The sequence below is a fragment of the Flavobacterium sp. genome, from assembly GCF_039930565.1.
Taxonomy (GTDB): domain Bacteria; phylum Bacteroidota; class Bacteroidia; order Flavobacteriales; family Flavobacteriaceae; genus Flavobacterium.
Genome location: NZ_JBDTTP010000052.1, coordinates 1 through 22,998 on the forward strand (window position 1 = coordinate 1; position 22,998 = coordinate 22,998).

The window sequence follows — 22,998 nt, forward strand, 5'->3', positions numbered from 1 at the left end:
AGCAAAAGATTGCAACGGATAGCGGGAATAAGCTCCTGATAATTCTGTTACAAAATTATACTAAGATTATTTACCAGTGTGTGTATAAAAAACAAACTCTTATATACATTAAATTAAGGTTTATTTCGAACCTCTGTAATTGTTTGAACAAAGGTTTCAATTGACTGAGCTCCAGATATAGCAAATTTTCTATCAAATACAAAAAATGGTACACCTTGTACTCCTATTTCCTGAGCTTCATCAATATCAGCTTTTACCTCTTTCAAATACAAATCCTCGTTTTGAAGAACTTGTTGAACTTCTTGGATAGATAAACCAGCTTGTGACGCCAATTCTATCAAAGTTGTATGATCATTTAAATCACGACCATCTGTAAAATAGGCTTTGAAGAAAATTTCTTCCATTTGATCTCCTAAGTTTTTAGTTTTAGCTAATTGGATAATTCTATGGGCTTTTAAAGAATTTGAAATAATAGCTTTATCGAAGTGATACTCCAGCCCTACACTTTTTGCCCTTTCAACCACACCTTTATGCATTTCTACAGATTGCTCGACAGAAATGCCTTTTCGCTCAGCCAAAAATGTATAAACATCTTTATCTGCCTGCGGCGTGATTGATGGATCAAGCTGAAAACTTTTCCATTCAATTTCAAATTCATCATTTGGAAACCCGGCCAAAGCTGCTTCCAATTGTCTTTTTCCGATATAGCAAAACGGACACATGATATCCGACCAAATTTCTATTTTCATATTACAAAAATAATTAAATATTTAAAGAAGTCTTTTTTCGTTAAGAAAAGAATAAGAGTATAGTATTAGAATCCCTTTAGTTTTTATTTCTGGTAAAATAAAAAACCGCAATTCTTTAAAAGAATTGCGGTTTTCAGGTATAAAAAATGGTTGGTTAATAGCGATATTTTTTTTTACAATGATATGTTATTAATTTGAAAATAAAAAAAATCCCTGTAACAAAAACAAGTTTTGATGTTAACTATTTAACATTACAGGCATTACCAACATTGTAACAGTTTCACCTTCTTCTAAACCATCAACAGGAGTAAGAATTCCTGCTCTGTTAGGTAATGACATTTCTAACATAATCATATCTGATTGTAAATTAGTCAGCATTTCTGTTAAGAAACGTGAGTTGAAACCAATTTGCATATCATCTCCCTGATAATCACAAGTCAATCTTTCCTCAGCTTTGTTTGAGTAATCGATATCTTCTGCCGATACATTTAATTCGGCACCAGCAATTTTTAGACGAATTTGGTGAGTTGTTTTGTTAGAGAAAATCGCAACACGACGAACTGAACTTAAAAATAAAGAACGGTCAATCATTAATTTGTTTGGATTTTCTTTTGGAATAACCGCTTCATAATTTGGGTATTTTCCATCAATCAAACGACACATTAAAATATAATTATCAAATGAGAAAGTTGCATTTGAATCATTGTATTCAATTTTTACCTCAGCATCAGAAGTTCCTAAAATACTTTTCAGGATATTCAAAGGCTTTTTTGGCATAATAAAATCGGCTACCTGAGATGCTTTCACATCTGTACGGGCGTACTTCACTAATTTATGAGCATCAGTTGCCACAAAAGTTAATCCTTCTGGTGAAAACTGAAAGAAAACTCCCGACATTACCGGTCGTAAATCATCGTTCCCAGCAGCAAAAATAGTTTTACTTACTGCTGTTGCCAAAACATCCGCAGGAACCAAAGTCACCGATGGATCTTCAAGATTTACTGATTTAGGAAATTCTTCTCCGGCAGCATATGCCAATGCATATTTTCCTGAATTAGAACTAATTTCGACTGTATTGTTTTCTTCAACTGTAAAAGTTAAAGGCTGTTCCGGGAATGTTTTTAATATTTCAAGCAAAAGTTTTGCCGGTACAGCTACACTTCCTGTACTTGTGGAATCAATTGATAATGTTGCTGACATTGTAGTTTCAAGATCTGAAGCAGAAACAGTCAGCTCATTATTATTTAGTTCAAATAAAAAGTTGTCTAAAATTGGCAACGTATTGTTGCTGTTAATTACACTACCTAAAACTTGTAATTGCTTTAATAAATACGAACTCGATACTATAAATTTCATCTGTCTGGTTTTAATTTTTGTGTCTATTTTGGTCTTTTTGACCTAAAAATATACGGATTACAAATATATCGTAAACAATCTTAGTTTCGCAAATTTTTTATTAACATCTATCTGCTGTATTTTCTTTTTCGGATATAAGTAAATACAAGTCCAAAAACCAACAAAATTAAGATTGGAAGCCCGATAGTTATGAATTGTGTCTGACTGTAATTTTCGTAAACCTTTTCTTTATCCAATAATGGCAAATCTAAATCCTTACTCCTAATGTTGATAAGTCCCGTGTCATCCAATAAATAATTAATACAGTTCATCATAAAATCCTTATTGTCATATAAATTTCCTGAGCGCTGATCATAACCTAATTCTACCGGCATCATGTTCTTATCCAATTGGTTTCTGGCTAAATCGCCATCGGCAATGACAATCATTTTTGTTGGCTTTCCTTTTGACTGAAATGAATTTTCCTTGAAAGACAAAACACGATTCTCGAAAGCAGAATGAAAATTTCCTTCTAACAAAACAGCAAGAGGCAAATTACCTTTTTCAATATAGTCTTTAGGAGAAGTTTCTTCTGCAACACTACTCAGATTAATTTCTGCCGGAGTTCCTATTGTTTTTGAATAAGGAGACGATTGCAGTAAAACTGTTTTTTTAATTCCGTTTTTCAAGGTATCGATCGGACTTGCGAAATCGAATTTTATTCCGCCTAAATTTTTCACGATTGGATGTGTTCCTTGCGGAGCAACAAGCGGTGCAAACTTCCAAACAAAATCCTGATATTGTGTGGCGCTTCCTTGTTCTCCTGTCGCCAATTTTATTGGACTTCCTTGTTCATCTTTTACCAAATCAGGATTAATTCGGAAGCCGTATTTAAAGAACATATCATTTAGATTCAAATCTCTTGGGTATGCCAAAGTTGCGCCTGACTGATTGTACAGACTATCCATATCTGCTGCTACCTGATCAATTAGCCACAATGTTTTTCCTCCGTTCATGATAAACTGATCTAAAACTTGTTTTTCTTCGTCAGAGAATGTTTCAGATGGTTTGGCGATAATTGCTAAATCATATTTTTTCAATGCGTCTAAGCTTGCTGTTGGATTTTTAGCAACCGAATCTAAGGTAAAAGGCCCAATATAGTAACTTTCACGAATTTGCATCAGCATTTTGGCAATGTAAATTTCATTTATTTCACCATTTCCTTTTATGATTGCAACTTTCTTTTGCTTGTCTTTAGTAATCTTATTGATGGCATCTGCAATTGAATATTCTAAATGCTGAATGGAACCAATTACTTTTTGCGTAGTCGAAGCACCCATTCTGTTTTTCAACAAAGGGATATTGACTTCTTTATTATTGTAAACCGCAATTGCCCAGGGGAAAACCATTGCCTGAGATTGTTTTCCTTTGTCGTCAACGGTAATATTTACTGGTGTAAGTCCTTTTTGGTATAATGATTTTACCAAATCCATGCTTTCGTCTTCGTTTTCCAATGGATTAACAAATTCAAAAACAATATTGGAATTATAAGCCTGAAATTCTTCTAACAATTGTTTTGTTTCCTGTTGCAGGCGCCTGAAATCAGCAGGCAAATCGCCTTGCATGTAAATTTTAATGGACAAAGGATTTTTTACTTGTTTTACAATCTGCAAAGAAGTTTCAGATAAAGTATAACGTTTGTCTTTGGTTAAATCAAATCGATGAGAAAACAAACTTCCGAGAACATTTAAAACAACCAAAACAAAAATTGTTATCCACAACGTTTTGATATTCATTTGAGTAGATACTTTCATTAGGCTTTAAAAGATTTTAATTGATACACTGTAAAAGACAAAAACAAAACTGTAATACTTAAAAAGTAAATTACATCGCGAGTGTCAATTACTCCCCTACTCATACTTTTAAAATGTTCCTGCATACCCAATACCGGTATAAAACCTGAAAAACCCGGAATTAGTGATGCCAGACCTTCAAAACCGAAATAAAAGAAAAAACATAAAAATACGGAAAGGATAAAAGCTACAATTTGATTTTCAGAAAGTGTAGACGTGAAAATTCCGATCGCGGAATAAGAAGCAATCAAAAACAATAATCCGAAGTAAGAACCAATTGTGCTTCCCATATCGATATTTCCTTCAGGCAAACCTAAATTGGAAATTACTTTTACATAAATAAAGGTTGGAATGATTGCCAGAATTATCAAAAATAGAGAACCTAAAAACTTACCGTTTACAATTTCCCAGATGGATAATGGTTTGGTTAAAAGCAATTCGAGTGTTCCTTGTTTTCTTTCATCAGAGAAACTTCTCATCGTAACGGCCGGAATAAGAAAAATCAGAATCCATGGAGTTAAGGTAAAAAAAGGAGTCAAATCTGCATAACCTGTGTTTAAGATATTGTAATCTCCTTCAAAAACCCATAAGAAAAGTCCGTTGCTGATTAGGAAAATCGCAATGACCAAATAACCAATTGGAGAGCCAAAAAAGGATTTTATTTCCCGTAATATAATTGATTTCATGTAAAACGTTTATTCGTTTATTTGTTTTGTATTAATCTAAGCTAACAATTTTATCTACACTCCAGGCTTCTGGTTTTGCATTGAAAAGCTTTTTTGTGAAATTCCAAACAGAATTAAAAAGTTCAGATTGTCGATAGTTTTCTAAATCAGCTTCACTTTCCCAATAACTGTATGTGAAAAATATGCATTTATCGTTTTTATCCTGATACAATTCTAAAAACCGATTTCCTTCCGCTTTTCGTATTTTGTCTTTTACCGTTTCGAAATTCTTCAGAAAATCAGGGATTTTTTCTTCGTGAAAACTCATTTTTACTATTCGAACGAACATATATTTCTTTGATTCAATTTGGATGCAAATGTATTTTATTTTGATGAAATTATTAACTCAAAAATTGCACAGTAATCACATCCCGATAATTCAGCCCTAATAAACTGCTGGCAGAACCTACATTTGAAGGATTACTTCTAAAAATAGCGATTTCCAGAAAACCTGCTTCATTAAAAATCGCCAATTTTTCGCCTTCATACGTTTTGATGGGATATTTTTCAGAAGTTGCGATTGCTGAATAATTAGGCAAAATAGTCTTGATGCTTTTTGGCTTCATTACAATTTCGTACGGTCGGCCTTTGGCTACTTCAATAAATTGTCTTTTCGAAATATTGGTCACTACGTTTCCTAAATGGTCAATATAAATCACATAGCCTTTTATAGAATTTGCGTCGTTGGCTACTACAGGCTGTAACTCCGTGATTTGTTTTATTTCCTGAATTTCTTTTCCAATTACATTCAACAATCCGCCTTTTGCGATGTGACAGGCCACTTGTATAAAAATATCCAAATCGCTGAATTCACTGGGGAAACGATCATGAATATTGATTTCGACAATTTTCTGCGGTAAAATTTTCTGCGTCAGCATACTTAAAATACCATTGTCTGCACAAATAAAGTAGTGATCGTTCCATTGCATGGCGATATGCTGATTTTCTTTATTCAGCTCAATATCAACACCAATCAGATGAACGGTACCTTTCGGAAAACTTAAATAAGAGGCTCCGATAACATAGCTTGCTTCGGCTGTGTTAAATGGATCTATATCATGCGAAATATCAATAATTTTTGCTTCTGAAAACTCAGAAAGAATTTTACCCTTCAGTGCACCAACAAAGTGGTCTTTTAAGCCGTAATCGGTAGTAAGGGTAATTATTGACATAATTTTGTTTATAACTATTGGTAGTATTTAAATCTAATTTTCATTAAATTTGAGAAATGCAAAGCTAATAATACTAAATCCAAATTGAAAGAAACAAAAGACAAATTGCATTTAAAGATATAAACATACCCGACAGCCAATTGATTTATAAAAAGATTTAATTTTAATTTAAAACTACCTCATTTGAACGAAAGAATAATCGAGCTCATAGACATCGCTCCAAAAGACTTTTGGGGCGCTCAAGACACTCATCTTGAAATAATTAAAAAGTACTACCCAAAGCTTAAAATAGTAGCAAGAGGGACGACTTTGAAAGCATTTGGCGAAAAAGAAGTTTTAGATGAATTCGAAAAGAGATTTCAAAGACTGATGCTCCATTTTACCAGATACAACAATATCGATGATAATGTAATTGAACGTGTAATCATGAGTGATGGCCAGGATGAAAGAAAATCATTAGACCACGATAAAATATTGGTTCACGGAGTTGGCGGAAAGATCATCAAAGCCATGACACCTAATCAGCAATTACTGGTTGATACCATCAAAAAAAATGACATGGTATTTGCAGTTGGGCCAGCCGGAACCGGTAAAACTTATACCGGGGTTGCCATGGCAGTAAAAGCACTTAAAGAAAAAGAAGTAAAAAGAATCATCTTAACACGACCAGCGGTTGAAGCAGGAGAAAATCTTGGTTTTTTACCCGGTGATATGAAAGAAAAACTCGATCCTTACATGCAGCCGCTTTATGATGCTTTGCGTGATATGCTTCCTAACGAAAAACTCGAAGATTACATTTTAAAAGGAATTATCCAGATTGCGCCGCTGGCATTTATGCGTGGACGTACACTTGACAATGCTTTTGTAATTCTCGATGAAGCACAGAATACCACCCATTCGCAGATGAAAATGTTTTTGACCCGTATGGGGAAAAACGCCAAATTCATGATTACTGGCGATCCCGGACAGGTCGATTTACCAAGAAGAACTATTTCTGGTCTTAAAGAAGCCATTTTGGTTTTGAAAGATGTTGACGGAATTGGAATTATTTATCTGGATGATAAAGATATCGTGCGTCACAGATTGGTAAAAAAGGTAATTGATGCTTATAAACAAATAGAAAATCACGATTAATTTTTTATAAAATGTCAAATGTAAATCGTGAAATGTGTTTTGATGTTTAATGATATTCGTTTTCTACACACTCTTTTAGAGAAATGTGGAAAACGAATATTTTTTTTTGAATCTGTTTAAGAAAAATGAAAATGAAACAATTAGATGATTTCTACCTCAAGCAACAAGAACCTTTGAAAGGAACACTATTGGCATTAAAAGAAATTATCCTAAAACAAGATAACAATATTACTAACGTTCTCAAATACGGAATGCCTTTCTTCTGTTACAAAGGAAAAATGTTCTGCTATTTATGGATTCATAAAAAACTGAAAAAACCGTATACTAGGAATTGTAGAAGGAATTCATTTTGATGAATCTTTTTTAATTCAGGAATCCCGTTCCCGAATGAAAATCATGCTACTGAATTCTGATCAAGATTTACCTTTGGAAAGAATTGAAAATGTAATTCGCAAAGCACTGGATTTATATAAATCAGGACTTATAAAAGTTTAAATTATTCCAAATCCTGATTTGATGAAATAGTTAAATAAATAATAAACTTGACGTAATTTAGACTTTCAAACACTTCAAACGTTGCCAAGCTGAGCTTAAAGGCGTAAATTTGCACATCATAAATACTTGATTTTAATATGACTGCAAAACTTAAAAACATAAAAGTTGTTGTAAGTGACTTAGACGGAACCTTGCTCAGCCCCCAACACAGAATATCAGCTTACACAAAATCTATTTTCCAGGAACTTCACAATCAAAATTATCTTATCGTTGTTGCTACAGGCCGTCATCACCTTGATGCCATGGCGATTATCGAGACACTTGAAGTTCCGGTTTATTTGGTGAGTTCAAACGGAGCCAGAATACATTCACCTGAAAAAGAAGAATTGTTTTCTTTCAATTTAGACAGTGATGTTGTAAAAGCAGCTTTGAATGTAGAAATTGATCCTGAAATCACGGTAGTTTTATTCAAAGAAAATGTTTGGCAGACCAATAAAGTGAGTGAAAAATTAAATGCTTTTCAGGCGGAATTAAAATATCATCCAGAATTGGTAGATTATAAAACCCTGGAAGATTTTGGTGCCATTAAAATATTCTTCTCCTGTGATAATCATGAAAAATTAGTCAAATTGAAAGATGACATTCTGGCCAATTCGTCAGAACATCTTCATCATGCTTTTAGTTTGCCCACTTGTCTGGAATTTATGGACAAATCGATAGATAAAGCTGTTGCGATTGAAAGAGTATTGGAAAAAGAAGGTTTTACGTTATCTGAAGCAGTGGCTTTTGGCGATGGTTTTAATGATGTTCAAATGTTGTCTGCATCGGGTAAAGGCCTGATTATGGGAAATGCCCCAGCTCTGTTAAAAGAAACATTACCAGATCTGGAAGTTATTACAACCAATGGAGAAGATGGCGTTGCAAAATATATTGCTTCAGAAATTTTAAACAAGGAATTTGCTACAAGTTGATTTATAAAATCTAGTTTTTTGAGCTTTCTATAAAAATTAAATCCCGGAATCAACTCTTCAGGGATTTTTTTTGTATTCTGAGTAGTTTTACAAAGAATTTCGCAAGTAAATATTCAAAACAATTTTTTTAATACTTTTCAAAGTGTATTTTTGTTTCTTTAAAATATGCCTACAATGACAAAAAACATTTTTATCGTTACCTTTTTATTTCTTGCCATTACTGGAAAAAGCCAGGAATTGAAATTAGAAGAAATAATGAAAGGGCAATCTTTTATTGGAAACCAACCCACAAACGGAAGGTGGTCTTTGGATGGTAAAAAGGTTTATTTTGAATGGAATCCTAAAGATGAACTAGGAACCAGTACTTATTTTTGGCAAAAAGGCATGAAAAAACCAGAAGTTGCAACTCTTAATGAAGCTACTTTTTCTCAACTTGATTTTAAAAGCAAACCTGCATCAGATATTGTTTATTATATTGAAAAAGGAAGTTTATATTCGTATTCTGTCAAATCAAAATCTATTACAAAACTAATTCAGCAATCCGCCCCAATATCAAATTTACAAATAGGATCGCAGGGGGGAGTATTATTTTTTGAGCAAAATGAAAATATTTTTAAATATACTACCAAGGAAGGAACCGTTTTACAGATTACCAATCTGAATAAAGGAAATAAAAGAGAAACAAAACCTGAAAAAGAATCTTTTTTAACTGCACAACAAAAAGAATTGTTTCAATTTATAAGAGATAAAGAGGCTAAAAAGAAATGGAATCTTGAAAAAAACAAAACTTATAAATCTGATTTTGCAAAAGAATATTTTTACGGTAAAGATAATTTATATAGCCTAAAAATGAATCCAAATGGAAATTTTGCGACTTTCATCTTAATTGAAAATTCAGAGACAAAACAAGAAAAAATGGAAGTTTTTATAACTGATGATGGTTATAATCAAACGCCGGAAACAAAGGAAAAAGTTTCAACGAGTAATTTTGTAAAAAACAGATTTGCTATTTATTCAGTTTCAAAAGATTCCGTTTATTATGTGAATTTTTCCACTTTAAGTCATATTCAGGATACTGCAAAATATTATGAATTATATGACAATTTAAAAAAGAAAGCCAAAGAAGACAAATTAATTGTTGCGCAGGCTCCAGTCTATAATCAAGATGGCTCAGTTGCGATTGTTGAAATCAGAAGCCAGGATAATAAAGACCGATGGTTAGTGAGTTTAAACCTGGATAAAGGAACTTTTGAAGAGATAGAATATCAGCATGACGAAGCCTGGATTGCTGGCCCAGGCATTCCATCTTATTCATTTTCTTCCGGAAATTTAGATTTTTTAGCAGATAATGAAACCATTTATTTTCAATCTGAAGCTACCGGTTATTCTCATTTGTATACTTATAATTTAAAGACCAAAAAGAAAACACAACTAACAAAAGGAAATTGGGAGGTTCGGGATGTAATTTTATCAAAAGACAAAAAAACATTTTACGTGACCACAAATACAACCCACCCCGGAAATAGAAACTTTTATAAACTGGAAGTTGCTAATGGTGCATTACAACCTATTTTAACTAAAGATGGCGCACATGAAGTTGTAATTTCTCCAGATGAAAAATCACTTTTAGTACGCTATTCATATAAAAACGTACCATGGGATTTTTATATTGCCGATAATGAAAAGAATACACATTTAGTACAAATTACATCTTCTGTTACAGATAATTTCAAAAAATACCCATGGAGAGAACCAGAAGTTATTACTTTTAAAGCGCAGGACGGAACTGCTGTAAACGCGAGAATTTATACTCCCAAATTAGAAACCAATAACAAAGCTGCCATTATATTTGTGCATGGTGCCGGATATTTGCAAAATGCCCACAATTATTGGAGTAATTACTACAGAGAATATATGTTTCACAATTTATTAACTGATTTAGGGTATACTGTTTTAGATATTGATTATCGTGGAAGTGATGGTTATGGAAGAGATTTCAGAACCGGTATATATCGCTTTATGGGAGGAAAAGATTTATCAGATCATTTGGATGGTAAAAAATATTTAGTAGAAAAATACGGTATTGATGCTGACAGAGTCGGAATTTATGGGGGTTCTTATGGTGGTTTTATTACTCTTATGGGAATGCTCACAACTCCTGGTGAATTTGCTTCAGGTGCGGCTTTGCGTTCTGTTACAGACTGGGCACATTACAATCATGGCTATACCGGAAACATTTTAAATTTCCCGGAAACAGATCCTGATGCTTACAAAAAAAGTTCTCCTATTTATTATGCTGGCAATTTAAAAGGTAATTTACTAATGCTTCACGGAATGGTAGATGACAATGTTGAATATAAAGATATTGTACGTTTGTCACAACGACTTATTGAATTAGAGAAAAAAAACTGGACATTGGCCTCATTTCCTGTAGAAGCACATGGGTTTAATGAAACCTATTCGTGGATTGATGAATATAGCCGAATTTTAAACTTGTTTAACACTACTCTTCTCAAACCATAATTTTTTCTTTGCTTGCTCTTTTAAATAGTTTTAAATTTGCATTTACAAAACAAAAAACACGACATACATAATGAGCAATACCATCACCACTACGAATTTTAATTTCCCAAACCAAAAATCAGTTTACCGAGGAAAAGTTAGGGAAGTTTATAACATTAATGACGAACTTTTAGTGATGGTGGCCACCGACAGGCTTTCGGCTTTTGATGTGGTTTTGCCAAAGGGAATTCCGTATAAAGGTCAGATCCTGAATCAGATTGCTACAAAATTCATGGAATTGACGGAAGATATTGTTCCGAACTGGTTGATTGCAACACCGGATCCAAACGTAGCTGTTGGCCATTTATGTGATCCTTTTAAAGTAGAAATGGTAATCCGTGGTTATCTTTCAGGCCATGCTGCTCGTGAGTATGCTGCCGGAAGAAGACAAATCTGCGGTGTAACAATGCCGGAAGGTTTAAAAGAAAATGATAAGTTTCCTGAGCCAATTATTACACCTACAACAAAAGCAGATAATGGTTCTCATGACGAAGATATTTCGCGTGAAGACATTCTGGCTAAAGGAATTGTTTCTGAAGAAGATTATTTGGTTTTGGAGAAATTTACACGTGATTTATTTCAAAGAGGGACTGAAATTGCTGCTGATCGTGGTTTGATTTTGGTTGATACTAAATACGAATTCGGAAAAACAAAAGAAGGGGTTATTGTGTTAATTGATGAAATCCACACACCGGATTCATCCCGTTATTTTTATGCAGACGGATATCAGGAAAGACAGGATAAAGGAGAAGAACAAAAACAATTATCAAAAGAGTTTGTACGCCGCTGGCTGATTGAAAATGGTTTTCAGGGACTGGAAGGACAACAAATTCCCGATATGACAGAATCTTATATCGAATCCGTTTCTGAAAGATATATAGAATTATACGAAAAAATTCTAGGCGAAAAATTCGTTAAAGCTGACATTGCTAATATTGATCAACGTATTGATAAAAATGTATTAGCTTACCTTACTGCTAAAGAGTAATTTTCTAATTTCACTATTAAATAAGCCCTGCTAATTCACTGAATAAGCAGGGCTTATTTATTTGCAAATTAATAATAATTAGAAATTGTTCTATCCAAACAATATCATTCTTTAATATCTTTTTTTTTAATCTATTGCTTGAAATTTAATTGCTATAAAAATATAACAATTTCCACCAATTTTATTTTTTATTATCAATTACTGTAACATAATTGATTTGTTGTCGTCTATATTAAAAGCTCAGTAAAAGAGTAAATTAATAAAATGTTAAGAAATAGTTAAAACATAGTACCTTGCAATGCATAATATCATTTTTTAATATACATTTACATCAGTTTTAAAAATCATCATTTAATCAATCAATTAACAAACAATCATTATGAAAAATTCAATCGTTTATTTAGGAATGGCTTTAGTAGCTTTTACAAATGTTTCTATAGCTTCGAACACTTCTTTTAGAGGAGACAAAAACATTATTACAGAACAAATTTTTGATGCAACTCCATTAAATGTTGCAATCTCAAAAGGAGATATACAAATTGTTCTGAAATTTATTGAATATGGAGCAGATGTTAATGAAAGAACGGAGGATATGACGCCTTTAATGACTGCTGCACGTTACAACAAAGTTGAAATTATCAAAATATTATTAGCGCAAGGAGCACGTCCTGGTGATAAAAATGAAAAAGGTTTTACAGCTTTGAAATATGCAGAATTATCTCATGCAACAGAAGCAGTTGCTATATTAAAAGATATAAAATAATAGCTTGACAAAATATTTTTGAATTAGTATACAAAAATATAAAGACCTTCAGTAAACTGAAGGTCTTTCTTACTTTTGACCTCATAGCCCCGATGGGACTGGCATCCTTTTATGGCGGGGTTCGCCATAAAAGATAAAAGGGACAGCGGGATCAGCTCCTTAAAATTATTTGAAATAAGAAAAAGTTTCATTATTTTCAATTTTCAATAATGATTCATAAATAAGCTGAATCACATTTTCAACATCTTCTTTATGTACCATTTCTACGGTAGTATGCATATATCGTAAAGGCAGTGAAATTAAGGCCGAAGCAACGCCACCATTGCTATATGCAAAAGCATCAGTGTCTGTTCCTGTAGCTCTTGAAGTGGCGTGACGCTGAAACGGAATATTATTCTCTTTGGCTGTATCGACGATTAAATCGCGTAATTTATTTTGAACTGCTGGTGCATAAGCAATTACTGGACCTTTACCCATTTTAAGATCACCTTCTACTTTTTTGTCAATCATTGGCGTAGTGGTGTCATGACAAACATCAGTAATGATTGCTATATTGGGTTTAATGGTTTGCGCAATCATTTCGGCACCACGAAGACCTATTTCCTCCTGAACCGAGTTTACTACGTACAATCCAAACGGAAGTGTTTTATTGTTTTCTTTCAGTAAACGGGCTACCTCAGCAATCATAAAACCGCCCATTCTGTTATCAATTGCACGACAGACAAATTTGTTTTCGTTCAAAATCATAAACTCATCAGGATAAGTTATCACACATCCTACATGAACGCCCATCTCCAGAACCTGCTCTTTTGTTTCACAACCTAAATCAATAAAAATGTTGCTTAATTTTGGCATTTCCTCTTTATCCCGTAAACGGGTATGAATTGCCGGCCAGCCAAAAACACCTTTTACTATTCCTTTTTTGGTATGAATATTTACTCTTTTTGATGGTGCAATCAGGTGATCGGAACCTCCATTTCTAATTACATACAGCAAACCATCATCTGTAATATAGTTAACATACCAGGAAATTTCATCAGCATGTCCTTCAATTACAACTTTAAAAGGTGCCTCAGAATTGATGACACCAACCGCAGTTCCATAAGTATCAGTAATAAAAGTATCTACATAAGGTTTCAGATAATCCATCCAAAGTTTTTGTCCTTCACTTTCATAACCAGTTGGTGAAGCATTGTTAAGATAGCTTTCAAGAAAAGCGATTGAGGTATCATTTAAGATATATTGTGTACTCATAAAATATTTTTTTGCTAATTTATAACTTTAGTAATGTTTTGTTTTTCTGTAAAAATGAAATTCATTGCTTCACATCAAAATTCTTTGTGTAAAACTTAAAAAATCAAATATACAAAAGTAGATTTCATACTTCTTCAACTGATGAAGTAATATCAAAGTATCATACAACTTCTTTTAATTTAATATTTTGTTGAAAAACAACTTTACTTCGACACGATTTAAATTTCCAAAGGAATATCCGGAAGAAAGATATGAAATGTACTGCCTTTGCCAGGTTCCGACTCTGCAAATAATACTCCATGATGATTTACTATTATCCTTTTGCATAGTGCTAGTCCAATTCCTGAACCTGGATAAATATTTTGTGTATGAAGACGTTTGAAAATTTCAAAAATGCGATTCTCATAATCTTTTTCAAAGCCTATACCATTATCACTAAAAATAATATGATGATAATTTACTTTTAATAATGGTGACGTAGTATATCCTGCAAGATATTCATGAGATACGATCGTGGAGTTTACCGCTATCTTAGGCTCTGTTTCGGGATTTGTGAATTTTAAAGAATTACTCACAAGGTTATAAAAGAGCTGATTCATCTGAAGTCCAACAGCTTTGACAATGGGAAGTTTATCAATAACTATTTTCGCCTTTTTTTCCTGTACCGCCAATTCAAAATCAACCCATACATTTTGCAGCACGGATGCTATATCTACAAAATCAGTAGCCTTTTCCGGTTTTGTAAGACGTGAAAAAGCAAGCAAATCATCTATTAACTGACTCATTCGCTCTGCAGATTTATTTATTTTTTTTATGATTTCCTCCTGCTTTAATTGAGGCATTCCCTCTGCAAGCATTCCTGTAAAAATGCGTATTTTTCTTAATGGTTCCTGCAGGTCGTGACTGGCTACATAAGCAAACTGTGCAAGTTCCTGATTAGAATGCAGGAGTGCTTCATTGGTTTGATTAAGTTCGTTATTGAACATTTGTAATTTTTCCAAAGCCTGCGCCAGCTCTTTTGTTCTGAGTTCTACCTGGTTTTCAAGTTCCAGTTGCAGCTCTCGCTGTATGGTAATATCCTGTGCAGTTCCTGAAATTGAAACTGCTTTTCCTTTACTGTCAAAATAAGTTTGTCCAACAGCATGAATTATTTGTTGTCTCTGGGTTTTTTGGTTAATTATTTTATATTCAGAATCAAATTTTCCATCTGATCCAGATTGTTGCGCCTGAGTAAGAGCAACTGTTACACGATCTCTGTCTGATTGTTCAATAACAGAAATAGCTTCATCTGATGTAATATTAGTACCACTCATACCGAACATTTCAACATGACGCTGAGACATATTTGTAATGCCTGTGGCAAAATCCATTGTCCAGGTACCCAGCTTTGCCATTTCTACTGCATTTAAAAGTGACTTTTCTGCCAATTCTAATTTTTTTATGGAATCCAGTAAAGCCTTTTCATCTTTTTTTCCTTTCGTTATATCAGTAGCATGCACTATAATTCCAATAACTTTTCCTTCATTATTTTTATGTGGTGTATATACGATGCTTAGCCATCTGTCAACTCCCATTCTGGAAGGAGCATACATTTCATATTTTTCCTGTTCACCGCCATAAGCAATTTCAAGGTGAGGTAATGTTTTCTCGTATGCAGCTTCTCCAAGAAATTCAAACACAGATTTACCTATCGCATCTTCTTTTCCAACCGAAAACCAATCCATAAAAACAGTGTTATAGGAACGGTATTTCTGATTTTCATCCAGATAAAAAATCATCGCAGGAACAGTATCACTTAACAATTGCAGATGAGCTTCACTTCGCTCAAGGGCTTGTTGGGCTAATACTTGTGCTGTCACGTCAATGGCAATATCCAAAATGGCATAAATTTCACCTTTTTGATTTCGTAAAGGTGTATACGATATATTATAATAATTATCATTCAGAACACCATTTTGAACAATTTTCACAAGTGAAGCCGGGGAAATAAAAGGTACACCGGTTGTAAATATATTGTCAAGGATTTTAAGATATTCCTGCCCTTCTGTTATAAGCTCTGGCATTGCTTCTCTCAAAGGAAGGCCTGTAATATCAGGCCCTTTACCCACAATATCGATAAAAGTTTGATTGGGATGCTCAATAATAAGATTTCGTCCCACAAATAATCCGATACCTGCTGGTGCTGCTGCAATTAGGTCCTGTAATCTCCTTTCGCTTTCTTCGACTTTACGCCTGCTAAGAACTTGTTGTGTTACATCGGTAGCTATGACCAATACGGAAGTTTCATTTTCGCTTGCGCTACGGTTGATTTGATAGGTAAGATCAACATAAACATCCTGAAGTTTATCATCTCGCAAGAGCTGCACCTCAACCTCTTTGGCAATAAAAGGTTTTCCGGTATTAATAACATCTTTTAACAATTCATCAAACCCCTGACCTTTTATTTCTGGTACCGCCTCCAATAATGGTTTTCCTATGATCTCGGCAGGAGTACGTCCAACAAGCTCACCATAAAAAGTATTCGCACTTTGGAAAATTAAATCTTCTCCGCTAATTGTGGCTATACCAACAGATGACTGTTCAAACATAGCACTAATTACTATTTGATTTTGCTCGGCTTTTTGCTGCTGAATTACATTGTCTGGGGCAATAACAGTACATGTAACTAACACTCCTTCTGTAGTACCCTGTAATCCAAGTATTGGACAGTAGACAATATTTAGGGAAACACTTTGAAAATCTTTATTTTGATTCAGAATAATTAGCTCTTCTGAAAATGTTTTGTCATTCTCAATTATATCTTCTATTGATTTAACAACAATAGCCCAGTCTTCATTAAAAACCTGATCTATCGACTTACCTAACGTTTCTAAATTTGTTTCGGTTGTAGTGAGCATTGAACCAAAAGAATCATTAGTGAAAATAATTTCATCATATCCCCAAACTAAAAACATTGGCGTTTTAGAGTTCAGCATAATTCCAAGAGTAGTGGTAAGATTCTGCGGCCAGGACCTTAAAACACCTATTGAGGTGACTGACCAGTCAAATTCTTTTATACTTTTTGCTAATGCTCCGCCATTTCTTAAAAATGGATAATTTGATTCTGAATCTTCTGCTAACACCCGAATTACTTTAGTTTGTATATAATGTGAAGGTAAGTCATTTTTACTAAATTACAAATCCTTTACTAAAATGCTGTAATTTTTAAATGGCAACATTTTTGTTATGATTTTGAAAAAGATCAATATTATAAAGATAACTTAAATTTATAACGTATTATTTATTGCAATACATATTATATTTGCGTGTCTGTTTATACTTATTGAATGAAAACAATAATGATAGTAAGTAGTAAAAGTGAATAACCTTTTAAAATTTTTAATATATAGATTATTAAAAATGAGCCAACGTTCGATGGGTAATTTATAAATTTATCTTAACAATTGTGTATATAATGTATAGTTTTACAATTAAATTAATTATTCCATGAGATTTACAATTTGCATTTTATTATTTCTTTTAATTTCGATTGCCGGGAAAGCACAGATAACTCCGAAAGATAATTCTGAAATGGGCTATACCCTTACCGAAAATGATTCAATACTTAATGACACAATTGAATTGCCGGAAATTATTATCTCTAAAGAAAAATTAGATCCTGAAACTCAAAAGCAATTCATGATTCTTCAAAACCGGGTTTATAGAGTATATCCCTATGCAAGGCTTGCTGCTGAAAGACTTACTGCATTAAACAATGGAATGGCCCGCTTAAAAACAAGTCGTGAAAAGAAAAAGTATTTTAAAATTGTTGAAGACTATCTTAACAATGAATTTGAAGCCAGACTGAAAAAACTTTCCCGAAAACAAGGACAAATTCTTGTCAAACTTATTCATAGGCAAACCGGAATAACGGCATACGAATTAGTAAAAACTTTAAAAAGTGGTTTTAAGGCATTTGTTTCAAATACTACTGCCAATATGTTTGATATTAGTTTGAAAAAAGAGTACAAACCTTATGATGTAAATGAAGATTATCTAATTGAAACCATTCTGGTCAGGGCTTTTGAATCTGGCAGATTATACAATCAAAAACCTTCACAACCTGTTAATTATGAAGACCTTGCCAGCCACTGGGAAGAACTGGCGAAAACACTTAATAAAAAGTAATTTATATAAAATAATAAAGCCTCGTAAATGAGGCTTTATCATTTTAAAAGAAAATTTAATATAGTTACTTTTATTCGATAATGCCCAAGAGGACAAACAAACACAAAATGGTCAATTCAAAAAACAACCAATTAAAAAAGAGCTTAGGTCTGAGTTTTAATATAGCAGTATTAATTGGAGGAACGATTGGAGTTGGAATTTTAAGAACACCGGGAACTATCGCTGAAATGTTAAACAATTATTGGCTTATAATTTTTTCATGGATCTTTGGCGGGTTATTTATTTTAATTGGTGCCAACTCATATGCAGAACTTGCAACAATGCTGCCTAAAGCCGGAGGATCTTACAATTATATAAAAAGGGCCTTTGGTAATTATGCCGGTTTTTTATCGGGATGGTTTGATTATATTACAAATGCAATTCCACCTGCTTTTTATTGCATAGTAATTAGCGAGTATATTATTATTTTGTTTCCGGCTCTGTCAAATTATGCAACGATAATTGCTATTTCATTATTACTTGCATTTGTTGTTCTTCATCTGAGCGGAGTAAAAAACGGAAGTGCTATTCAGCAAATTACGAGTTTACTGAAAGTTATTTGTTTTGTCGCGTTAGTTGCTGCCTGCTTTATATATTCGGATTTACAATTACCTTCTGTTGAAAAAGACAATTCTGTTTTTCAGATTGGGTTATTGTTTGGATTTTTTAAATCGCTTCAACTTATTATCGGGACTTATAATGGCTGGAACAGCGTTTGCTTTTTTGCCGAAGAAAATGATGATCCTGGTAAAAATATCCCGAAATCATTGTTTAGCGGCGTATTGCTTGTCATTGCAATTTACGTTTTATTGAACGTTGCTTTTTTTTATGTTTTATCAGTTGAATCTATTTCAAAATCCAGTCTTCCTGCCGCCGATGTTGCCAATATTATTTTTGGGAAAAACGGAGGCATTATAGTTACCGTTATTTCAATTTTTTCATTGATTAGTATTCTAAATGCCTTTATGATGATTCCACCAAGAATTTTATACGGATTAAGCCGGGATGGTTTTTTTATAGAAAAAGGTACAATGGTTAATAAAGGAGGAACCCCAATTATTGCGCTTTTGGTTTCATCATTATTTAGTTTGTTCCTGATTTGTATTGGTTCGTTTGAAGTATTATTTTCCTTCGCAGCCTTTACATCCATCATAGTTTGGGGATTGGCTTATTTTTCCCTTTTAAAATTAAGAGTTACAGAACCTGATTTACCAAGACCATATCGTTCCGTTTGGTATCCGTGGACAGCAATTATTGCTATAATAACTTCGATTGCATTATTGGCCGGATTTATTTACAGTGATTCAAAAAGTTTTATAATTATCGTGCTGATTACAATAATTTCTTACCCTTTCTTTTTACTTTTGAATAGGAAAAGAAAATGATAAAATGATACATTGCAAAAAAAATCCCAATACTGTAATTTTTCAATATTGGGATTTTTTTATCTTCTTGCCTTAAAATATTGTTCTAAATTTTCACAAGCCGATAAATCTAATGTAAACTTAGGAAATTGTTTATAAACTCTTTCTGAAAGCTCATATTCATTCTTTTCTGTATAATCAATCATTCGCAAACACAATGCTTTAAATCTATCCGTTTTGGCATTTGCAAAAGCTAATTTGTAATTTGCCAATGCCTTTATTTTGTTCCTGTATTCAATCTCATCTATATAAGATTCGTTTTGAAAATTACTTCCATATTCATAACTGGAATAGCGACGCATCATCCACGAATTGCCATAATCAGACATATTGTAGTAACAATTTGCAATCAAAAAATAGTAATAATCACGATCCTTAGTTTTGGGGTTGTTTGCTAAATTGGTATACTTTACCAAATGTTGCGTAACGGATAGTTTGGTAACCAAATATTTTTCTTTATGCTCAATAAAATGCCTGGTATATTTAAAATCATAAAATGGATTTTGATCAAAAACATAATACTCACCATATTCTCCCCTTTCCCAGGCATTGTAATTATCGTCCCAATATTTTTTATTTAATGATTTAAAAGTAACCAAAGCATTCCTTAATTGATTTTCTCTAAGGTATTTTGTTCCAAGTAAATCTTTAAGATAATCTTTGTCTTTCGAAAGTTTAAAATATATTGCTTTTTGAAATTTTGTATCAAAACCTTTGCCTATCCTATTCACAATTGTTTGCAAATCTTTAGCAGAATAAACAAAATCCAGATAATCAAAATAGCGATAAAACTCTTGTAGGTTACCTGATGTTTTGATTCTATTGTCACGCCATTCTACATCATCAATATCATATCCACCATCAGTTATTCCTTCTATTAAAGACATCAAAGCCATACCATCTGTAATATTTCCTCTAAATTCTAATTCTCTTCCTAAAGCAAAAATAAAACGCTCATCTTCTTTATATTTTAAAATAATACGTTCAATTTCCGGTTTAATAATAGCCTTACCAATTTCCTGATTGGCAGTAATACACATTGCTTTTATTTTCTCTATTTCCTCAGCTACTTTTTCAAATTGATGCGTTTTTTCAAACTGAGAAATATTTTTTAAACAGTCAGTATAATTTCTTGTAATAAATTGTAAATTAATCTTTGAAGCTTCCCAAACAACAGTATAATGTGTGTGTTTGATTTCTATAGAATTGATGAAATCTAAAACTTCCTGTGCATACAATCTATCATTTTCAGAACGATTACGTAATGTTTGAGTCGTAACTTTTATTTTATCATTCCAAAAATCAGCAAAATCTGTTGACGGATTATAGTTTGAATAATACGGCGTATAGACCCAATCTTCAATTTTATTAATTTCCCGCAAAAGCAAGAATCCCAATATTTGAGACTTTGGATTATTTTTATAAATCTCTCTCAAATAGTCCAAATTTTTATCTACTTTTTGAACAGATGCGTAAGCATATATATTTGCTATTTCTTCTTTATTCCGAGTATATTTTAAAGCTTCTTCAATTTTAAAATTCTGATGGAAATAGTAATAACTTGCATAACTTTTTTCAGGAGAGTTTGCCATTAAATTGGCAGTATCAACCATATATCCGGGATTTGATTTTGTAAAAGTGTAAAAGAACAAACTCCAGTAGTACAAATAATCTTTTTTATTTTTATTGAAATTAGCTTCAAAAATAGTTTTAAGAACATCTTTTTCTCCTGAATAATAAGCAAGCCGAATGGCTAAAAAAGCATATTTTCTTTTAAAATACTGATCCTGTTCTTTATCTATTATCTTAGAAATTTTATTCAATAACTCAATTCTTCTCTCTGTATTGACACCTTCATTTCTTTCCCACACATCATCAGAGTCATTTGCCAATTCACAATTCTTTGCTGTTTTTAAATAATTGATAGCCGCTATTCTATTATTTTGATAAAGATATTTTATAAACTTATTATTGGTTTGGGGATGAATATCTGTATAAGACAAATTAAAATTGAAGTCCTCAATATCATCAATAGCAACTTTTTTATTTGTGTAATTGTACCAGTCCGCTATATTAGAATCTATATTTAACTTATAATCTTCGGGATTTCTACCATAATCAAAACCCCATAAATCTGCATTGTAATAAAATGATTTGTATTGAGCATAATTAAAATAATTAGGTCTAAAGATACAATACCTTACATCTTCGCCATACGGAGAATATCCACAAGCAAAACTTTGGTAAAAACTACTTGCTAAAAGAACTGTAAAAACCAGAAACTTCTTCATGATTGTATTTTTTAAAAGTGCTGTCATCTAAATGGAACAATGAAATTGTTGTTGTATCATCTAATTCGACATTTTTTTTTATAATCGAAATAGCTTCTTTTAGTGTTTTTGAATCTACCTCTTCAATCTTTAACTGATCTCCTTTTTTTAAATAATATTCATATTCAAACGTATAATCTTTCGTCATTTCATACCACATTGGTTTAGTCTGCTTGGCAATTCCACTTATGTCTGCAGAATTAAAATTAACCAGTCCGGCAAAACGATTATTATGATACCATAATGTCCAATAAAAAACGGGCAATGCTACATCCAAATGTACCGGATAACTTCTTTTTTTATTTAAATAGGATTTTAATTCATCAAGGTCTAAAATGGAGTTTTTATTTTTTTGTGATAATGGCTTAACCAAATTATAACACATCAACATTACTTTATCCACAGGTGGAACACCCATAATTTCTGGATATTTGTACGGATAAAGACGAAGCGTGCAACTGATTTCTTTTTTTGACCATTGTTTTATCTTTTTTAATAAATAGAAATATTTGTCTTTGGTTGATTTTGTCCAGTCACAATCAATTTGAATTTCAGAATAATCGAAATTATCTTTATCATTATAATTGTATTGATAACGGCCTTTACGGTATTTGTTGATTAGAAAAACAATATTATCTGCCAATTTATCCAATGACTTTTCATTATTATATTGAAAGATTTCATTCTTGATAAAAATAGTCGGAACGATGCTTACAGAATCCATATCTCGGAACGTATATTGATCAGGACTATTTTTTTGATAAGGAAAGTTTCCCATCGCTTCATTATAATCTATCTCAAAAAATTTATAGTAGATTTTCCTGACTTGCAATTTGTTAAGTTCCTGAGTCATTTCACCGCCAAAAGAAGATCCATTCTTCCAATAATAGAAAGCTCTTTCAACATTTTTGACTTTGTTTTCTTTATTGGAACACCCAAAAAACAAACAAGAAATGAACACAAACAAAATGATTTTTTTCATTGCAGAATGATTTTTAATTTAGCTTAAAACCGTATTAAAATTATATTTTTTTAAC

The 22,998-nt window shown here is 32.5% G+C and carries 18 protein-coding genes; 8 read left to right on the top strand and 10 right to left on the bottom strand.

Annotated elements, in window-relative coordinates:
- Positions 1-113: 113 nt before the first annotated feature.
- The 6 genes from ABI657_RS13105 to ABI657_RS13130 form a co-directional block, all read right to left on the bottom strand.
- Positions 114-749: a DsbA family oxidoreductase gene (locus ABI657_RS13105; protein WP_348097718.1), complete on the bottom strand. Its 636-nt coding sequence runs from the start codon at positions 747-749 to the stop codon at positions 114-116.
- A gap of 237 nt (positions 750-986) precedes the next feature.
- Positions 987-2,105 (bottom strand): DNA polymerase III subunit beta, encoded by a 1,119-nt coding sequence (gene dnaN / locus ABI657_RS13110; RefSeq protein WP_348097719.1) that lies wholly within the window; start codon positions 2,103-2,105, stop codon positions 987-989.
- A 107-nt stretch (positions 2,106-2,212) separates the two neighbouring features.
- The gene (gene gldG / locus ABI657_RS13115) at positions 2,213-3,898 is read right to left on the bottom strand and encodes a gliding motility-associated ABC transporter substrate-binding protein GldG (protein ID WP_348097720.1); all 1,686 of its coding nucleotides are present in this window, start codon (positions 3,896-3,898) and stop codon (positions 2,213-2,215) included.
- The gene (gene gldF, locus ABI657_RS13120; protein ID WP_348097721.1) at positions 3,898-4,623 is read right to left on the bottom strand and encodes a gliding motility-associated ABC transporter permease subunit GldF; all 726 of its coding nucleotides are present in this window, start codon (positions 4,621-4,623) and stop codon (positions 3,898-3,900) included. The genes gldG and gldF overlap by 1 nt, the downstream gene beginning before the upstream one ends.
- Positions 4,624-4,654: 31 nt before the next feature.
- Positions 4,655-4,951 carry an antibiotic biosynthesis monooxygenase family protein gene (locus ABI657_RS13125; protein ID WP_348097722.1) on the bottom strand — a complete coding sequence of 99 codons (297 nt, stop codon included), beginning with the start codon at positions 4,949-4,951 and terminating at the stop codon, positions 4,655-4,657.
- Positions 4,952-5,003: 52 nt separating this feature from the next.
- On the bottom strand, positions 5,004-5,834 hold the full coding sequence (locus tag ABI657_RS13130) for an SAM-dependent chlorinase/fluorinase (protein WP_348097723.1): 831 nt from the start codon (positions 5,832-5,834) through the stop codon (positions 5,004-5,006).
- Positions 5,835-6,017: 183 nt separating this feature from the next.
- Here ABI657_RS13130 and ABI657_RS13135 point away from each other — a divergent pair, with 183 nt between their 5' ends.
- From ABI657_RS13135 to ABI657_RS13160, 6 genes are all read left to right on the top strand, one after another.
- Positions 6,018-6,968, top strand: a complete 951-nt coding sequence (locus ABI657_RS13135) for a PhoH family protein (RefSeq protein WP_078229967.1) — start codon at positions 6,018-6,020, stop codon at positions 6,966-6,968.
- A 131-nt stretch (positions 6,969-7,099) separates the two neighbouring features.
- Complete coding sequence (locus ABI657_RS13140) at positions 7,100-7,321, top strand: DUF1801 domain-containing protein (protein WP_348097724.1); 222 nt, start codon at positions 7,100-7,102, stop codon at positions 7,319-7,321.
- A gap of 279 nt (positions 7,322-7,600) precedes the next feature.
- Positions 7,601-8,434 (top strand): Cof-type HAD-IIB family hydrolase, encoded by an 834-nt coding sequence (locus ABI657_RS13145; protein ID WP_348097725.1) that lies wholly within the window; start codon positions 7,601-7,603, stop codon positions 8,432-8,434.
- 174 nt (positions 8,435-8,608) lie between these two features.
- Positions 8,609-10,957, top strand: coding sequence for a prolyl oligopeptidase family serine peptidase (locus ABI657_RS13150; protein WP_348097726.1), 2,349 nt, complete (start codon positions 8,609-8,611; stop codon positions 10,955-10,957).
- A gap of 70 nt (positions 10,958-11,027) precedes the next feature.
- Positions 11,028-11,984 carry a phosphoribosylaminoimidazolesuccinocarboxamide synthase gene (locus ABI657_RS13155; protein WP_348097727.1) on the top strand — a complete coding sequence of 319 codons (957 nt, stop codon included), beginning with the start codon at positions 11,028-11,030 and terminating at the stop codon, positions 11,982-11,984.
- Positions 11,985-12,363: 379 nt separating this feature from the next.
- Positions 12,364-12,747: an ankyrin repeat domain-containing protein gene (locus tag ABI657_RS13160; RefSeq protein ID WP_348097728.1), complete on the top strand. Its 384-nt coding sequence runs from the start codon at positions 12,364-12,366 to the stop codon at positions 12,745-12,747.
- A gap of 165 nt (positions 12,748-12,912) precedes the next feature.
- Here ABI657_RS13160 and ABI657_RS13165 read toward each other — a convergent pair whose 3' ends face one another.
- Positions 12,913-14,001 carry a M42 family metallopeptidase gene (locus ABI657_RS13165; RefSeq protein WP_348097729.1) on the bottom strand — a complete coding sequence of 363 codons (1,089 nt, stop codon included), beginning with the start codon at positions 13,999-14,001 and terminating at the stop codon, positions 12,913-12,915.
- 218 nt (positions 14,002-14,219) lie between these two features.
- Positions 14,220-17,123: a PAS domain-containing protein gene (locus tag ABI657_RS13170; protein WP_348097730.1), complete on the bottom strand. Its 2,904-nt coding sequence runs from the start codon at positions 17,121-17,123 to the stop codon at positions 14,220-14,222.
- A 364-nt stretch (positions 17,124-17,487) separates the two neighbouring features.
- On the opposite strand from ABI657_RS13170, the gene ABI657_RS13175 reads away from it, so the two are divergent.
- Positions 17,488-18,168, top strand: a complete 681-nt coding sequence (locus ABI657_RS13175) for a DUF4294 domain-containing protein (protein ID WP_348097731.1) — start codon at positions 17,488-17,490, stop codon at positions 18,166-18,168.
- Between the two features lie 107 nt (positions 18,169-18,275).
- On the top strand, positions 18,276-19,592 hold the full coding sequence (locus ABI657_RS13180; protein WP_348097732.1) for an amino acid permease: 1,317 nt from the start codon (positions 18,276-18,278) through the stop codon (positions 19,590-19,592).
- A gap of 59 nt (positions 19,593-19,651) precedes the next feature.
- Here the strand turns inward: ABI657_RS13180 and ABI657_RS13185 are convergent, their stop codons facing one another.
- Positions 19,652-21,922: a hypothetical protein gene (locus tag ABI657_RS13185; RefSeq protein WP_348097733.1), complete on the bottom strand. Its 2,271-nt coding sequence runs from the start codon at positions 21,920-21,922 to the stop codon at positions 19,652-19,654.
- Positions 21,882-22,943: a hypothetical protein gene (locus ABI657_RS13190; protein ID WP_348097734.1), complete on the bottom strand. Its 1,062-nt coding sequence runs from the start codon at positions 22,941-22,943 to the stop codon at positions 21,882-21,884. Before ABI657_RS13190 ends, ABI657_RS13185 begins: the two co-directional genes overlap by 41 nt.
- Positions 22,944-22,998: the final 55 nt, after the last annotated feature.

Coding starts and splice junctions, on each gene's coding strand:
- ABI657_RS13105 (WP_348097718.1), bottom strand. CDS start 749: ATGAAAATAGAAATTTGGTCGGATATCATGTGTCCGTTTTGCTATATC.
- dnaN (WP_348097719.1), bottom strand. CDS start 2,105: ATGAAATTTATAGTATCGAGTTCGTATTTATTAAAGCAATTACAAGTT.
- gldG (WP_348097720.1), bottom strand. CDS start 3,898: ATGAAAGTATCTACTCAAATGAATATCAAAACGTTGTGGATAACAATT.
- gldF (WP_348097721.1), bottom strand. CDS start 4,623: ATGAAATCAATTATATTACGGGAAATAAAATCCTTTTTTGGCTCTCCA.
- ABI657_RS13125 (WP_348097722.1), bottom strand. CDS start 4,951: ATGTTCGTTCGAATAGTAAAAATGAGTTTTCACGAAGAAAAAATCCCT.
- ABI657_RS13130 (WP_348097723.1), bottom strand. CDS start 5,834: ATGTCAATAATTACCCTTACTACCGATTACGGCTTAAAAGACCACTTT.
- ABI657_RS13140 (WP_348097724.1), top strand. CDS start 7,100: ATGAAACAATTAGATGATTTCTACCTCAAGCAACAAGAACCTTTGAAA.
- ABI657_RS13145 (WP_348097725.1), top strand. CDS start 7,601: ATGACTGCAAAACTTAAAAACATAAAAGTTGTTGTAAGTGACTTAGAC.
- ABI657_RS13150 (WP_348097726.1), top strand. CDS start 8,609: ATGACAAAAAACATTTTTATCGTTACCTTTTTATTTCTTGCCATTACT.
- ABI657_RS13155 (WP_348097727.1), top strand. CDS start 11,028: ATGAGCAATACCATCACCACTACGAATTTTAATTTCCCAAACCAAAAA.
- ABI657_RS13160 (WP_348097728.1), top strand. CDS start 12,364: ATGAAAAATTCAATCGTTTATTTAGGAATGGCTTTAGTAGCTTTTACA.
- ABI657_RS13165 (WP_348097729.1), bottom strand. CDS start 14,001: ATGAGTACACAATATATCTTAAATGATACCTCAATCGCTTTTCTTGAA.
- ABI657_RS13175 (WP_348097731.1), top strand. CDS start 17,488: ATGAGATTTACAATTTGCATTTTATTATTTCTTTTAATTTCGATTGCC.
- ABI657_RS13180 (WP_348097732.1), top strand. CDS start 18,276: ATGGTCAATTCAAAAAACAACCAATTAAAAAAGAGCTTAGGTCTGAGT.
- ABI657_RS13185 (WP_348097733.1), bottom strand. CDS start 21,922: ATGAAGAAGTTTCTGGTTTTTACAGTTCTTTTAGCAAGTAGTTTTTAC.
- ABI657_RS13190 (WP_348097734.1), bottom strand. CDS start 22,943: ATGAAAAAAATCATTTTGTTTGTGTTCATTTCTTGTTTGTTTTTTGGG.